This window comes from Mangrovivirga halotolerans, assembly GCF_026241165.1.
Classification (GTDB): domain Bacteria; phylum Bacteroidota; class Bacteroidia; order Cytophagales; family Cyclobacteriaceae; genus Mangrovivirga; species Mangrovivirga halotolerans.
This window is the reverse complement of record NZ_JAPFQN010000003.1, coordinates 128,751-143,683: the sequence shown is the minus strand read 5'-3', so window position 1 is coordinate 143,683 and position 14,933 is coordinate 128,751. Positions and strand designations below refer to the sequence as shown.

The window sequence follows — 14,933 nt, the reverse complement described above, 5'->3', positions numbered from 1 at the left end:
ACCTTAAAGCATATAATTTATTTATTGATTTTTTTGGTAGTGAAGCTAATACCACTTACTCGTGAGAGAACACCATGCTGAGAGCAGTTTTAAAGCTCTCTGTAATCTGAAGAAAATTCTTACCGTCTACAGCATCCTTGTCGGGAAACACCCCATCAAAAGAGATTTCCCGGAAGTTTTTTAATTCTTCTCTATTTGCAATACCGGCAAGAAATAAAGTTCGGGTATTAATCTCACTAAGTTTTTTTATTTCACCTTCACTTAATGCTTTAATATTAATTATACAGAAATCAGATTCATTTTCATTACTCCAAATCACCTCCTCTTTTGAAGAGCATTCAACACCTAAAATAAAATCACCTGATAATTTTTGTTCAATTTTATTAAAATCCTCAGGAATTCCTGTAAAGTATACTCCATCAAAATGTGCTTCATTTAACATTTCCCAGTGATCAATCACAATAAGGGGAACATCAAACTTACCAGCTTCTCTATTAATCTCATTAATTAATTCGTGTGGAAGACCTTTTATGTATTTTGTATTATATAGGCCAACTACATCGACTCCACCAATGAGTGCTGACTTTATACTTTTCAATAAAAGCTCTTTTTGGGAACTGGCGTCAAACGACAGCATCAATCCACCCGTAATATCAAAATAAGATTCTTTCATAGTTACCTAATATACGTATCTTAAAATTATTTTGTAAACTTTACGCCCACAAACCTTACAACAATCTTCGTGATTTAAAAAGACGGAAAATATGGCAATTGGTTATTTAAAATAAGAATATTTATAAAAATCCTATAAATAATTTAGTAATATTGACTTGAAGAGCTAATTTATGTTTACCTGTTCGGAGGTAAATCGTACATCGCATTTAATCGGTTGAAAAATGAAAATCATCACTCAATTAATATTAATTTTCTTTCCATTATTGATTCATGCACAATATCCTGAATCAGGCATCAAAATCAGAACAATCACAGCAGGCATAAATCTGGAAGATATCAATGATACCGAATCAATTGACAAGGCAGTAGAATTTCTTAACAACGCACGGGAAAAATATACTTTAGCAGGTTATGAGGTTCAAACTATTCGTATAGCTACCCAAAATTTTCATTTATATGCTGAGTCCACAATTACTGCCAATATTATTTTTCTGAAAAAAATTGACGACCTGGCAAAAAAATATAATGTTGAAATTTCGATTGGCCAAATCCTTCCTCCTGACACATACAGCCAGGAAGCTTCTTTACTAGCTATAAAAATTATTAATAATACAGAACGTATTAATTTTAGTATTCCCATTTCATCAAAAGAGTCTGGCGTAATGCCAAAGTCTATTCAAGCGGCTTCCGAAACAATTATGGCAATTGCTCAAAATTCGGAGAGAGGAATTGGAAACTTTAGATTTACTGCCTCTGCAAATGTCCCTCCGGGCACACCTTTTTTCCCGGCAGCTTATCATGAAGGTGAAAATAATTTTAGTATAGGCTTGGAATCTCCAAACGCCCTGAAAAGATCTTTGAGTAAAGGATGGTTTGACGAAAAATCAAAGGAAATATTAAAAAATGATCTCGACAGTCTTTTCAAACCTATTGAAAATATTGCCATTGATATAGATGAAACATTCGATGGCTATAATTACTATGGAATAGATACTTCACCAGCACCAGGGCTTGATGCAAGTATTGGCGAGGCTATTGAAGAATTGAGCGGAGCACCTTTTGGCGAACCCTCTACTTTAAGAGCCTGCTCAATGATTACCGATGTTTTAAAAACTGTGAACGTAAAAAGATGTGGGTACTCAGGCCTCATGCTTCCGGTTTTAGAAGATAAAACATTAGCAAAACGAGCAATGGAGGGCAGATATGATGTGCATGAATTATTATTATATTCTGCTGTTTCAGGTACTGGTTTAGATGTTGTGCCGTTACCCGGAAATATTTCTATGGAACAAATTTCAGGCCTTCTTCATGATATTGCAGCACTTTCATTAAAATACGAAGATAAAGCTCTCTCTGCTCGACTTTTTATTGTTCCAGGTAAAGATAAAGGATACTACTTTTATTCTGACAACCCCTATCTCACAGGGTGTACAATCATGAACCTTGATTAATTTTCAATTTCAACATAGACTTTTCTAAACCCTTCTCTCCCCTTTTTTGTAAGATAAGGCCTGATCATACTGAAAAATAATTGCATATAATATTCAACTTTATCATCCTCTCTACCTGAATAAAATACTTCTGAATCCGCGATCCAGGAGTTACTAACCAGCAGAAGAGAGTGAATAAATAATGCTTTTTGTTTATCATTATGAAAATGGAGCATATAGCCATTGTCTATTAAAAATTCCGATAACCCCTCTAAAATCCTTTTTCTTTCATCATTTTGTTCAATGGCATGATGTTTAATATGATCATAGTGTCTTATCACCTTAGTGATACCTAAATAAATGAATTTGTATTTATAAAGAACTGCAAACAATACTTTAAGTCTGTCCAGGACAAAATCAAAGTTCAACACTTCTTCTTGCATTAACTTAAATTCTGCATCAACCTCCTTTTGCATTCTTAAATACAAGGCTAAAACAATATCGTCCTTTCGCGGGAAATGATAACATAAATTACCATAACTGATCCCAATAGATTCAGCTATCGTTTTACTTGAAACTGCACTAATACCATTCTCATTAAATAGTTTAAGTGCCTTTAATAAAATCTTTTCCTTTGTTTTATTCATGTGAAAAATAAAATTAGGCATTTATACCTAAAAAAATAATTTTTATGCATAGATTTGTTAGGCACTAATGCCTAAATCTACCCTTTTTAGACAAAAAAATTAGTATGGAGACTTCTGAATTAAGCCAGTATACTAAACCATCAAAATACATCGATTCTGACCATCCTGAAGTGGTTAGGTTCATGGAAACGCATACAGCAGGCATTTCCGACACTAAAGAAAAGTTGATTGCTTTATATTATGCCGTCAGAGATGGCTTTAGATATGACCCCTATAGGCTTGACTTTTCTGAAGAAGCTATTAAAGCTAGCCACATAACCTCAAGAAATTATGGTTATTGCATAGAAAAGAGTAATCTTTTCACTGCTGCAGTCCGTGCAATGGATGTACCGGCAAGAATGGGATTTGCTATTGTAACCAACCATATTGGCACCGAAAAACTTGAAAAAATTCTTAAGACCAATAAACTTGTTTTCCATGGATATTCGGAAATCTATTTTAACAATAGATGGATTAAGGTAACCCCGGTATTTAATAAGGAATTATGCCAAAAACTTGATGTAGAACCCCTGGAATTCGATGGTGAACATGATGCAGTTTTTCAGGAGTACAGCAATAAAGGAGGTAGATTTATGGAATACCTTCACGATTATGGAACTTTTCAGGACATACCCTATCAATTAATGATATCAGAACTAGCCAAACATTACCCACACCTGATTGATGAAATAATTAAACATGGAGGAATAGCTATTAATTAGTGTGATTTCTATTTATACTTTTGAAGGCTCAGACAATAATAAACCCTTATAAATTAATGAGTTAAAGAAATAAATGGATTATCTTAATAGGGTATCATCGATCAATACCCATGAAAACCTTAATTATCTTTACATTAATTGGTCTGCTGTTCTCATGCAAAGAATCAGCATCTGATAATACAACCACTTCTGTCGATCAGGAATCCGATAATCTTTCCAGTCAGATTATTAATTCTAAGATTGTAGATCTTACCTATGATTATTCTGAGGAGACGATATTCTGGGTTACCGCCAAGGAGTTCGAATTAGAGGAAGTAGCCTATGGAGAGACTGACAATGGTTTTTTTTATTCAGCCAACAACTTTTGCATGGCTGAGCATGGTGGAACTCATATTGATGCGCCGATACACTTTGCCAAAGGAAAACAAAGTGTAGACGAAATTCCTCTAAAACAAATCATTGGAACCGGTATTAAGATTGATGTATCTAAAAATGCATCCAAAAACACTGATTATCTGGTAACTATAAATGATTTGAAACAATGGGAACAACAGACTGGAAGAATACCAGATAATAGCATTATTCTTTTATATACCGGTCATTCATCAAATTATCCTGACAAAGAGAAATACCTTGGCACATCTGCCAGAGGTACTGAAGCAATCAAAGACCTACACTTCCCTGGTCTTTCTCCGGAAGCCGCCGAATGGTTGACCAAAGAAAGAAAGGTAAAAGCTGTTGGCATTGATACTCCAAGTATTGATTATGGTCAATCATCAGATTTCAAAAGTCATGTAATCCTCCTCACAGAAAACATCCCTGCTTTTGAAAATGTGGCGAACATGAATCAGCTGCCAGATACCGGATTTACTATTATAGCATTGCCAATAAAGATCAAAGGTGGTAGCGGAGGCCCATTGAGAATTATTGCCATTCTTTAATTTATTTCAAAATGAAAACAATTAATTTATTAATAGGCTTGTTGTTAATCTCAGGCTGTAATTACCAAAAAAATAACCAGCCAACAGAATCAGATGTTAAGTATGAAATCACTCAAGTTGAAAAAAGCTTTAATGAAGATCTGCTGGAAAATGGTGTAGCTGAAGCATTTTATAATTACGCAGCTCCAAATGCAGTAATATTACGAGGTGCAAACAATTTAATCAAAGGAAAAGAAGGTATTAAAAAGTACTATTCTTCAGAGAAGTATAATTTGGCAAAGGCTTATTGGAAACCAGAAGTAATTGAAATTTCTAATGATGGGACATTAGCATCGACCTGGGGAAAATATAAATGGATATCTGCGGATAGTGCAGGCAAGGAAGTTGTCTTAGAAGGATATTTTCATACTGTTTGGAAAAAAATGCCTGATGGTCAATGGAAGTACATTTGGGATTAAGAAAGTTAGTTTTAGAATTATAAAAATATCCTTTTTCCGTAATGACAAATCAATAAGCCTCAATGTGATTATTCGCTATCCCTACTCATGAATTCCACATATCCCCCCTAAAAACATGAATTAAACTTTCTGTCAGATACATAAATTTTGTATTTTATATAACAGAAAAATTTAGTCCCCATGAAAACCATCTGCCAAATTATTCTGCCAGTTTTAATCCTTTTCAACTTAACGATATTCGCTCAGAAAAAGGAAAAAACCACTTATTGTAATCCAATCGACATAGATTACTCATACATGTCACACTATCGAGCCAGAACTGATGTATCTTATCGTTCGGGAGCGGATCCTGCAGTTGTAAACTTCAATGGGAAATATTATTTATTTGTAACTCGCTCTCATGGCTATTGGGTCTCAGAGGATATGAGCACCTGGAAATTCATCAAACCAGTGGCCTGGTATTTTAAAGGCTCAAATGCTCCGGCGGCAGCAGTATATAAAGATAAAATAATCGTTTATGGTGATCCATCAGGCCGTGGCCCGGTAATTGAAACTGCTAATCCTGAGATAGGAGACTGGCAAACAAATTATGCCGTTCTTAATCCTCCCGGGGGCATACAAGATCCCTGTCTTTTTGTAGATGATGATGGCAGGGTGTTTTTGTACGAAGAATCCTCTAATAAATGGCCTATCCGTGTAGTCGAACTTGATCCCGATAATTACTTTGTCCCCATGGGTGAAGAAAAAGATTTGTTTAATCTTGAACCAGATAAACATGGCTGGGAAAGATTCGGGCAGGATCATAAATCTGATTTAGATCCATATATCGAAGGCCCCTGGATGGTCAAACACGGCGACACCTATTACCTGGAATATGGAGCGCCGGGAACCCAGTGGAATGTATATGCAGATGGAGTATATACCAGTAAAGATCCTTTAGGGCCTTTTGAATACGCTCCATACAACCCTATTTCTTATAAACCCGGTGGATTTTTAAAAGGCTCAGGACATGGAAGTACGGTCAGGGATAACAATGGTAACTATTGGCATTTTGCTACCATGGCAATATCAGTAAATTATAAATTTGAACGTCGCATCGGCATGTATCCTGCAGGTTTTGAAGATAATGGGAATATGTATGTAAATACAGCCTATGGAGATTACCCTCATTACCTTCCTGATGAAAAAGTCACAGAACATAAGAAAAGATTTACCGGATGGATGCTTTTATCCTACAACAAACCAGTAACGACAAATTCTCCATTAGTGAAAAAAGACATACATGTGGTTGATGAAAGTAGTTCTGGTTATATGCTTGAACAAATAACTGACTTTAGTATTAAAAGAATTAATGATGAGGAAATTCGCTCTTACTGGGTTTCTGAATCTAATAATGATTCTATTTATGTTGATATAGATCTTGAGGAAAATATGAATATTATGGCTGTTCAAATCAATTTTCAGGACTTCAATAGTAAGATTTTTGGTCGGCCCGATACTTTAAAACACCAATTTGTGATTAAAACTTCCCTGGATGGAAAAAACTGGACCACTGTAGCAGATTATTCAGATAACCAAAAAGATATTCCTCACGCATATGTTGAATTTGAAGAACCAGTTGAGGCACGATATATCCGATATGACCACGTCTATTGTACGAATGAATATTTGTCAATTTCAGAGTTAAGAGTCTTTGGGAAAGGAAAAAAGAAAGCTCCGAAAATCCCGAAAAATTTTAATGTGGTAAGGCAGGAGGACAGAAGAAATGCGGATCTGACCTGGGATCCGGTAAAAGGAGCAATGGGATATGTTATTTATTGGGGAATTGAACCTGATAAGCTAAACCTTTCGGCTTTGATGTACGATAAAAATAATTACGAACTAAGAGCTTTAAATACAGATCAGGAATATTACTATCAAGTTGAAGCTTTTAATGAAAATGGTATTTCTGAAAGAAGCGATGTTCAGTCTACCAAATAGTTTAATATTTACTACAATAGAAATTTAGGCTATTTACTTTCTTGGCAATACTGGCTGAACCCATGCAACTTCAAATTCACCAACAAACTGAGCATTTTCTTTTAACTTATCAGATATTATTTTCGCTCTTACAAAGAGGTCTTCTTTTGTCAAAGTATAAGAAGCTGTGGTTCCTTCCACTTCTAATAATAATTCTGTCCCTCCCTCTCCGTTTGACACTTTATTTCCAAAAAACTGTATTTTATAATTGACGTTAGGATCTTTTCTGACGATTACCTGAAGAGTATTATTCTCAAAAATTATATCTTCTAATATTACTCCTGTGGAAGAATAAAAATCACCCTTTTCCAGAGAGTTTATTATTGCACCCGGAGAAAGTGTGTCAGATTTTACCATTACCCATCCTCTGCCCGGATTAATCTTATCAATTGAAAATTTATGATAGTGATGAGCATCATCAACAGATAAACCATAAAGCAATGGTTTTCCTTCTTTTAGATAAGAAGTTTGAACAATATCCCAGATTTCTTCCATCCCAGGCCTTAGTGAATCACCATAATTATTAACTAGTGGATGACCATTATAAATTTCGAAAAAGCGTTCCCCTTTTAACTTTTTAATGTCTTCGGGAGTAACGGCCCACATGAAATTCGGGTGATTTAAATGAATAATCATTGGTATACCGGTCTCATCCCGCTGCTTAATTGCCTGGTCAATATTATTCTGAATCACATTAGAAACAGATTTTCCTCCGGCTGGCATGATTAGGCTCTGAATATTTGTTACATTTAAATGTATAGGCTTATCGTTGTAGCTGTCGCTGATCTCCTCAGATTGAATTATTATAAAATCTTCAGGCACTTCCAGAACAGGCTTTATTTCATCTAGTGTTTTGAGCCTTACAAACTTTTCACCTTTTTCATTCTCCCTTTCTTCTACCCAATTATCTTCATATTTGCTAAGGTATTTCAGGTAGGCAATAGTATTTGTTTTATTGTTTGAAACAATTTTCCACTTTTCTCCCTCCTGGAGAATATTGTGATCAGAAATTACAGCAAAATGATACCCATTATCCTTGTACCAGCCCAGAACCATCTCCGGAAAATCATTTCCATCACTCCAAAATGAATGGGTATGAAGATTACCTTTATACCATTTCGCTTTACTGGTCACTTCCTTTTCCGGCCAGCAAGAAAAAATTAGAAGAATAATTGATAATAAAGTGATTCGCTTTACCATAAATTAATTATCAGATAGGCAATTAAAGATTGCTTATCTTAAATTAATCAAAAATGAAGAAATAAAACATGCTGTTAGGTTAGAGGTATAAATAATAAAACATTTCTATTTTCCCATGTATTATGTATTAGCTTATATATTCCTTATGACTACCACAATTGAAATATTCGATTTCAAAAAAAATTCTGATATCAGTGAATGGAAAATTGTGAATGACGATGTAATGGGTGGAGTTTCGAATAGTCAATTCTATTTAAGTAACTCTGGTCATGGAGTATTCAAGGGCCATGTTTCATTAGAAAATAATGGTGGCTTTTGTTCCGTCAGACATCGGTTTGACATAAATAAGATCAATAACTATTCATCAATAGTAATAAAAGTCAAAGGAGAAGGTAAAAGGTATCAATTACGAATTAAGAAATCTCAAAACGACTCCCATTCTTATATCCATTACTTTGATACAAGCGGAAATTGGGAAATAATTGAAATCCCTTTAAATCAACTAATCCCCTGGTACAGAGGTAATAAATTAAACATTCCTGATTTCCAGGGAAATCAGATTCAGGAAATTGGATTCCTCATTGGAAATAAAAAAGAAGAAGACTTTAAATTATTGATAGATAACATCTATATAAAGTCAGAAAAATAAAAACAGGTATTAGTATATGAACTTGTTGTTTTTTTTAAAAAACACTCTTATTTTTAATCATTCTAAATAACTACTCACCAAACCAAAACAAAAATGAGGACAGTATATTTTTTATGCCTGCTATTTATTTCATTGTCCGTACATGGAAATCATAATATTAATTATTCACAAACAGACACAACAGATTACAAATCATTATCCAAAAAAGAAAAAAGGAAATATCGTATTGATAATTATACAGGAAAAGTATTTTGGAATATCTCAATACCATACATCAACAATTTTTCAGTAAGCTATCCAGATAAAAGAATCAACGATACAGGTTTTATGGGAATCTCTGTTGGTTTTGATTATTATTATAAAGATAATTCCTTTATAAATTTAACAGGAGGAGGTATTGTTAACTACTTTGTACCAGCACCAATACCAGTTTTTGCTCCGGTAAATTACGACCAAATATCCTCGAGTTATTTCTCACTTTCACACAATCATAAAATTAAAAGACATAAGCTGGGATATGGTGTCGTTTATTCTATGGATAATGTAAAACCAGAAGAGGAAGGATATGATGATTATATGCCAAGACTTACAAACAAATCCCTCGGACTGGTAGGTTCCTATTATTACCAGTTGGGAAGAGCTTTTCATTTAGGATTCGTATACAGGCCAACTTTTATTTCCCTAGATCAATTTGAATCTTCTTACCAGCATTCTATTAGTTTAGATATAGCCTGGAAGATAAGGATAATCAAATAACCAAAGGAGGGTGTTAGTAATTTGTGAATAAACAAGATAATTTTTTATCTTGTTTATTCACAAATCCATCACCAATGAAAAGATCAGTTCTACTTGGAATAACCTCATTACTTCTATTTTTGTCATTTAACCTTTTAGCTCAGGATTCTAAAATTCTGAAAGAATTAGAAGGAATAGCCATTATAGATCAGAAAGTTATGATGCCTATGAGAGATGGGGTCAGACTTGCTACTGATATTTACAGGCCAAAAACTGATAAACCAGTACCAATTATATTTTCAAGGACCCCATATAACTTCAACACTTATCGCGATGGCAAATTAAGCACACGAACACTTCAAAGAGCTTATGAAGCAGTCAAACGCGGTTATGCTTATGTTGTTCAGAATGAAAGGGGCCGTTTCTTTTCAGAAGGTGAATGGGATATTCTCGGCACCCCTCTCACCGATGGATACGATGCCTTTTCATGGTTGGCAGATCAGGAATGGAGTAACGGTAAAATCGGGACATTAGGGTGTTCAAGTACTGCTGAATGGCAAATGGCAGTTGCAGCTTTAGATCACCCTTCTCATGCTGCAATGGTTCCGCAAGGCTATGGAGCTGGAGTTGGTCGCGTAGGTGAGTTTTATGAGCAAGGAAATTGGTATCGTGGTGGTGCTGAGCAGATGCTTTTCTTTGCCTGGTTATACCACACTCAACATGATGCAATGGCACCAAAACTACCTGAAAATATAAGTCAGGAAGATCTTCAAAGAATTCAAAGATTCTATGACATGGCTCCTGAATATCCTTCTGTAGACTGGTCAGAAGGCTTAAAACACCTGCCAATTCAGGATATAATAAAAAATGTAAACGGACCCATTGGTGTTTTTGAAGAAATGGTGAGGAGAAAACCCAATGATCCTGAATGGTATAAAGGAGGTTTGTACCATGATGATATGGGTTTTGGAGTTCCCAGTTTTTGGTTTGCCTCCTGGTACGATGTATCGATTAGCCCAAATCTTGCTTTATTTAATCACGTCAGAAACAACATTGAAGATAAGGAAGTCGCAGAAAATCAGTACCTGGTAATCGCTCCAACTTTACATTGTGCTTATAAAAGAGCAACCGAAAATACTGTTGTTGGGGAAAGAAGTGTTGGGGATGCCAGACTTAATTATGACGAACTGGTTTATAGCTGGTTTGATGTGTGGCTTAAAGGAGAATCAAAACAATTTCTTGACACTTTACCGAGGGTGAGGTATTACACAATGGGTGTCAATCAATGGAACACGGCAGAAGAATGGCCTCCAGAACCTGCAAAAATGACAACGCTATTTCTTTCAAGTAATGGTAATGCAAATAGTTTATATGGTGATGGCAGGTTACTGGAGTCAGCACCATCTAAAGACCATCCCGATACTTATACTTACGATCCTATGAATCCTGTGCCCTCATACGGAGGCAATGTATGTTGCACAGGAAATGCTGTTAAAGGCGGTGCTTTTGATCAACAAGTTATGGAAACGAGAAATGACATTCTTGTATATACTACTCCCGCTTTGGAGAAAGGTGTAGAAATCAGTGGTTTTATTGAATCTTCATTGTATTTGTCATCCGATGTTAAAGATACTGACCTTACCATAAAAATCATTGATGTTTATCCTGATGGGACAGCTTATAACCTGGATGAAACAATTCAACGTGTTAGATACAGAGAGGGATATGATAAAGAAGTATTCATGGAAGAAGGAAAAGTATATAAAGTAGACCTAACTCCGATGTCCACCAGCAATTTCTTTAAAAAAGGTCATAAAATAAGAATTGAAGTTTCTAGTAGCAATTTTCCCCGTTTTGCAAGAAACCTAAATACTGGTGGAGATAATTTTAATGAGTCTGAAGGAATTACAGCTGAAAATTCTATTCATCACTCAAAAAAGTATCCTTCTCAGATAAATTTACCGGTCATAGGTGAGTTAAATTTTGAAGAATAAAATCAAAATAGGCCTGGGTGGTGGTTGCCATTGGTGTACTGAAGGTATATTCAGATCCATAAAGGGTATTGATAATGTTCAACAGGGCTGGATCTCCGGAGAACCACCCTACCATGAATTTTCTGAGGGGATTATTTTCGAATTTGATCAAAACATTATTCCTCTCAACACTGTTCTGGAAATTCATCTGCTAACTCATTCCAGTACCTCATCACACACCTTAAGAACAAAATACAGATCCGCTATTTATATTTTCAAGGATAGTCATTATGAACCTGTTGCTGCAGGACTCAGGCAGCTATCAATAAACTTAAATAAAGATTTCATCACGAAAATTATTAAGTTCAAAAAATTCAAACTCAACAAAGAAGAACAGCTTAATTATTTTTTTACGCGTCCTCAGGCTCCTTTCTGTAAAACATACATCATTCCCAAACTCCAAATGCTACTTTCATCCCACAGACATTTCATGGACTCCAAATCTTTAAAAATAATTGAAGATGAAAAATAGAAAAGTATATTTGCTTATCACATAATAATATTTTTAAAAACCTCTGTTTAGAGGCCTATATCATTAATTAAATGAAATACATTCTTTCAACATTATTAGGGCTTTTAATTCTTCTCACTTCGTGTGAAAATGCAGATTCTCAAGTAAAGATTATCGCATCGGGAAGTTTGAAAAATGTGATGAAAAATGGAGACATAACTCCGCATTTGGATAGTGATTCATTAAATATTTCTGATAATTTATATGGATTAGGGCCAGCTGAAAATATGGAGGGTGAAATATTAATAATTGCCGGGGACATTTATAGATCTGTAATAACTAACGATAACCAAATTAGAGTTGAAAAAACCGATCACATAAAAGCCCCTTTTTTTGTTCACGGATTTTTTAAAACTTTTGAGAAAGTCCAAATACCGGATTCTTCCAAATTATCATTACGATCGATTGAATCACATTTGAATGAAGTGGCTAAAAAAAGAAATCTCGAGGCATTCTGTTTTAAAATAAATGCTACTGTTATTTCCTCAAAAATTCACATCTTAAATTTTAAATACAAGGAAGACAAAAAAGTAACAAAAAAATCAATTCATCAATCAAGCAAAAATCTTGAAATCATAAATAATGACATTGAAATCATTGGGTTTTATTCAAGAAAGCACCATGGTATTTTCACGCATCATGACAGCAATATTCATATGCACCTCATAACTAAAGATAAAGCAATGATGGGTCATGTTGATGATATCAGAATTGACCCGACATTTCAAACAGAATTACTAATCTCAACGGAGTAGTATTTTTCAGTTACTTATCTTAAGAATTATGTAAAAGCTAATTATTCGACCAGATCTTGTAGTATAACAAAGCTATTAATGGATTTATTATCCATTCTAATATGGCCACTTAAATAATACTGATCACTTTCTTTAATTATCTCAAAATTCAGGTAACTCAGATCATCAAATAAATTTTCACCAACAGGAAGGTCTACAGAATCTGACCAGGAATCAAAATCGATATTAAGGTCTAAAAATTTATTATTAACTTCGAATTTTTCAACTTGCAATTCAGGCATATTACTTAATAACACGGTATCTGAATAAGGCTTTAGAGGATCTAACCTAAATAAAGGTATAAAATCGTATTTGTCTTCTTCATCTATAAATGTTGTGTCATGTTTATCTGAGGAAATCATTCTAAACTGAATAGCAGGAAGCACACGGTAATCGTTAGATAACGAAGAAAACCCATTTAATTCAGAGAAATTATTTTCAGATTTTTCTGTTAGTAACCTGGTAGTGCCTCCTATATAGATATCCAGATCATGAATATCCTTTTCAAACAATTTATTGAGTGCTACAGCATCATCATTACCGATAACCACCCCGGTTATATGAGTCAATAGTTTTCTAATACTTCCCTGTTTTCTTTGGCCTATATCTTTGATTGCACTAAAGGCTTCAGTAGTTGCTCTGGTCATCATTGTACCTTTCCAGGTTATTTCCCCATTGTTAAAATTAATTTCATGACGTTCTTTTTCACCATAGATTAACAGGTCGGCCCTTGATTTTTTTACAGCTTGGAGCACAGGGTCACTATTTAAGTCTAAATATTCTTCATCAAACATTTCTGCAGCTGAAGGTCCGTGCAATTGATTTTCTACATGATAAGCAATTATAAATCTATTATTTTTAAGGGCTGCCTGTAAGGTACCGTCCTCAGATACTCCGGATAAGATTCCCTCATATGGAATCAGCGTATCTGTTTTAATTAATTTTTTAACGAAAGCTGAAGCCTTATCATGATCTTCATAAGGTAAATTCATATAATAAGAGCCTGGGTATTGCTCCAGTGAAAATATAAATACATTTCCCGGTAATAATATGCCGTGATCGGATAGTTGATCTTGTAAGCTATCCGGATCATCACTACTTAAATAATATCCAGGATGTAAAATCGCATTTACAGTTACTTTGCGGAAAATCTTATCAGTATTCAATCGTATTATAACTCCTGCATCTTTTGCAATGGCTGTTTCAAAAGACTTTATTTTTCGAAAATCGAATAATAGTTTAATGCATAATACCAATACAATTAGTATCAGCACTACCAGAGAAACTAACCTAAGTACGTCACTCTTTGCTTTCACAATTGAAATTTAAAGCTCTGATTAATCATTATATGAATTTTAATTTAACAAATAAGTTCAATAAATTATATATATAATCAAATAATGTAGATAAATGAATATCAAATTAGCCTTCGATATTTATGGCACCATAATTAATACTTCCGGAATTGCTGAAATTCTAAAAACTCATATTGGTCTTAATACTGAAGAATTTATTAAAATATGGAGATCCAAGCAGTTGGAATATTCATTTAGACGAGCCGCAATGGATCTGTATGTCAATTTTGATACAGTAACTGATCAGGCATTAGAATTCACTTGCGATGAATTAGGCATACAATTAAGTAAAGATCAAAGAATACAAATAATCAATTCTTATAGATCTCTTCCGAAATTTGATGATACTGATAAATCTCTTCAAAACTTAAAAAATATTGGGTTTTCCATAAATGCTTTTTCTAATGGGAGTGAAGAAAGCTTAAAAGCATTATTCCAATATAATTCAATCGAAAAAATATTCGAAAAGACAATTAGCCTGGAAAATATACAAGTCTATAAGCCGACCAAATCAGCTTATTTTTATTTATTAAAAGAGTTGAATGCTGAACCTCAGGAAGTTTATCTGATCTCTGGTAATTCTTTTGATATAATTGGAGCTTCAAATTGTGGGATCAAAACCATCTGGTTAAACAGGACGGGGTCTACTTTTGATCCATGGGAATTTAAGCCTGATCATGAGGTTAAATCATTGGAAGAGATTTTTAAAATATTAAAAAAATAGC

Annotated in this window: 15 protein-coding genes; 11 read left to right on the top strand and 4 right to left on the bottom strand. The window is 34.2% G+C overall.

Going from position 1 to position 14,933, the window contains the following annotated elements; all coding sequences use genetic code 11:
• Positions 1–55 precede the first annotated feature (55 nt).
• On the bottom strand, positions 56–673 hold the full coding sequence (locus OO013_RS04460) for a thiamine phosphate synthase (RefSeq protein WP_266055474.1): 618 nt from the start codon (positions 671–673) through the stop codon (positions 56–58).
• A 223-nt stretch (positions 674–896) separates the two neighbouring features.
• Here OO013_RS04460 and OO013_RS04455 point away from each other — a divergent pair, with 223 nt between their 5' ends.
• Positions 897–2,126, top strand: a complete 1,230-nt coding sequence (locus OO013_RS04455) for a DUF711 family protein (protein WP_266055473.1) — start codon at positions 897–899, stop codon at positions 2,124–2,126.
• Here OO013_RS04455 and OO013_RS04450 read toward each other — a convergent pair.
• Positions 2,123–2,752, bottom strand: coding sequence for a TetR/AcrR family transcriptional regulator (locus tag OO013_RS04450; RefSeq protein ID WP_266055472.1), 630 nt, complete (start codon positions 2,750–2,752; stop codon positions 2,123–2,125). The genes OO013_RS04455 and OO013_RS04450 overlap by 4 nt on opposite strands.
• A gap of 104 nt (positions 2,753–2,856) precedes the next feature.
• Here OO013_RS04450 and OO013_RS04445 point away from each other — a divergent pair, with 104 nt between their 5' ends.
• The 4 genes from OO013_RS04445 (at position 2,857) to OO013_RS04430 (ending at position 6,892) form a co-directional block, all read left to right on the top strand.
• Positions 2,857–3,513: a transglutaminase-like domain-containing protein gene (locus tag OO013_RS04445; protein ID WP_266055471.1), complete on the top strand. Its 657-nt coding sequence runs from the start codon at positions 2,857–2,859 to the stop codon at positions 3,511–3,513.
• Positions 3,514–3,623: 110 nt separating this feature from the next.
• Positions 3,624–4,454 carry a cyclase family protein gene (locus OO013_RS04440; protein ID WP_266055470.1) on the top strand — a complete coding sequence of 277 codons (831 nt, stop codon included), beginning with the start codon at positions 3,624–3,626 and terminating at the stop codon, positions 4,452–4,454.
• Positions 4,455–4,465: 11 nt separating this feature from the next.
• Positions 4,466–4,912, top strand: coding sequence for a YybH family protein (locus OO013_RS04435; protein ID WP_266055469.1), 447 nt, complete (start codon positions 4,466–4,468; stop codon positions 4,910–4,912).
• A 180-nt stretch (positions 4,913–5,092) separates the two neighbouring features.
• Entirely contained in the window at positions 5,093–6,892 is a 1,800-nt protein-coding gene (locus tag OO013_RS04430) for a family 43 glycosylhydrolase (protein WP_266055468.1), read from the top strand.
• Between the two features lie 33 nt (positions 6,893–6,925).
• On the opposite strand, the gene OO013_RS04425 is transcribed toward OO013_RS04430, so the two are convergent.
• Complete coding sequence (locus tag OO013_RS04425) at positions 6,926–8,131, bottom strand: PHP domain-containing protein (RefSeq protein ID WP_266055467.1); 1,206 nt, start codon at positions 8,129–8,131, stop codon at positions 6,926–6,928.
• A gap of 145 nt (positions 8,132–8,276) precedes the next feature.
• Here OO013_RS04425 and OO013_RS04420 point away from each other — a divergent pair, with 145 nt between their 5' ends.
• The 5 genes from OO013_RS04420 (at position 8,277) to OO013_RS04400 (ending at position 12,814) form a co-directional block, all read left to right on the top strand.
• A complete protein-coding gene (locus tag OO013_RS04420) occupies positions 8,277–8,780 on the top strand; it encodes a CIA30 family protein (RefSeq protein ID WP_266055466.1) in 504 nt (167 codons plus the stop codon).
• A gap of 93 nt (positions 8,781–8,873) precedes the next feature.
• The gene (locus OO013_RS04415) at positions 8,874–9,536 is read left to right on the top strand and encodes a hypothetical protein (protein ID WP_266055465.1); all 663 of its coding nucleotides are present in this window, start codon (positions 8,874–8,876) and stop codon (positions 9,534–9,536) included.
• Positions 9,537–9,610: 74 nt separating this feature from the next.
• The gene (locus OO013_RS04410) at positions 9,611–11,509 is read left to right on the top strand and encodes a CocE/NonD family hydrolase (protein ID WP_266055464.1); all 1,899 of its coding nucleotides are present in this window, start codon (positions 9,611–9,613) and stop codon (positions 11,507–11,509) included.
• Positions 11,499–12,020, top strand: a complete 522-nt coding sequence (locus tag OO013_RS04405) for a peptide-methionine (S)-S-oxide reductase (protein ID WP_266055463.1) — start codon at positions 11,499–11,501, stop codon at positions 12,018–12,020. Before OO013_RS04410 ends, OO013_RS04405 begins: the two co-directional genes overlap by 11 nt.
• A gap of 71 nt (positions 12,021–12,091) precedes the next feature.
• Entirely contained in the window at positions 12,092–12,814 is a 723-nt protein-coding gene (locus OO013_RS04400; RefSeq protein WP_266055462.1) for an acetolactate decarboxylase, read from the top strand.
• 41 nt (positions 12,815–12,855) lie between these two features.
• On the opposite strand, the gene OO013_RS04395 is transcribed toward OO013_RS04400, so the two are convergent.
• Positions 12,856–14,169 (bottom strand): hypothetical protein, encoded by a 1,314-nt coding sequence (locus OO013_RS04395; RefSeq protein WP_266055461.1) that lies wholly within the window; start codon positions 14,167–14,169, stop codon positions 12,856–12,858.
• 94 nt (positions 14,170–14,263) lie between these two features.
• Here OO013_RS04395 and OO013_RS04390 point away from each other — a divergent pair, with 94 nt between their 5' ends.
• Positions 14,264–14,932: a haloacid dehalogenase type II gene (locus OO013_RS04390; protein ID WP_266055460.1), complete on the top strand. Its 669-nt coding sequence runs from the start codon at positions 14,264–14,266 to the stop codon at positions 14,930–14,932.
• Position 14,933: the final 1 nt, after the last annotated feature.

Coding starts and splice junctions, on each gene's coding strand:
- OO013_RS04460 (WP_266055474.1), bottom strand. CDS start 673: ATGAAAGAATCTTATTTTGATATTACGGGTGGATTGATGCTGTCGTTT.
- OO013_RS04455 (WP_266055473.1), top strand. CDS start 897: ATGAAAATCATCACTCAATTAATATTAATTTTCTTTCCATTATTGATT.
- OO013_RS04450 (WP_266055472.1), bottom strand. CDS start 2,752: ATGAATAAAACAAAGGAAAAGATTTTATTAAAGGCACTTAAACTATTT.
- OO013_RS04445 (WP_266055471.1), top strand. CDS start 2,857: ATGGAGACTTCTGAATTAAGCCAGTATACTAAACCATCAAAATACATC.
- OO013_RS04440 (WP_266055470.1), top strand. CDS start 3,624: ATGAAAACCTTAATTATCTTTACATTAATTGGTCTGCTGTTCTCATGC.
- OO013_RS04435 (WP_266055469.1), top strand. CDS start 4,466: ATGAAAACAATTAATTTATTAATAGGCTTGTTGTTAATCTCAGGCTGT.
- OO013_RS04430 (WP_266055468.1), top strand. CDS start 5,093: ATGAAAACCATCTGCCAAATTATTCTGCCAGTTTTAATCCTTTTCAAC.
- OO013_RS04425 (WP_266055467.1), bottom strand. CDS start 8,131: ATGGTAAAGCGAATCACTTTATTATCAATTATTCTTCTAATTTTTTCT.
- OO013_RS04420 (WP_266055466.1), top strand. CDS start 8,277: ATGACTACCACAATTGAAATATTCGATTTCAAAAAAAATTCTGATATC.
- OO013_RS04415 (WP_266055465.1), top strand. CDS start 8,874: ATGAGGACAGTATATTTTTTATGCCTGCTATTTATTTCATTGTCCGTA.
- OO013_RS04410 (WP_266055464.1), top strand. CDS start 9,611: ATGAAAAGATCAGTTCTACTTGGAATAACCTCATTACTTCTATTTTTG.
- OO013_RS04400 (WP_266055462.1), top strand. CDS start 12,092: ATGAAATACATTCTTTCAACATTATTAGGGCTTTTAATTCTTCTCACT.
- OO013_RS04390 (WP_266055460.1), top strand. CDS start 14,264: ATGAATATCAAATTAGCCTTCGATATTTATGGCACCATAATTAATACT.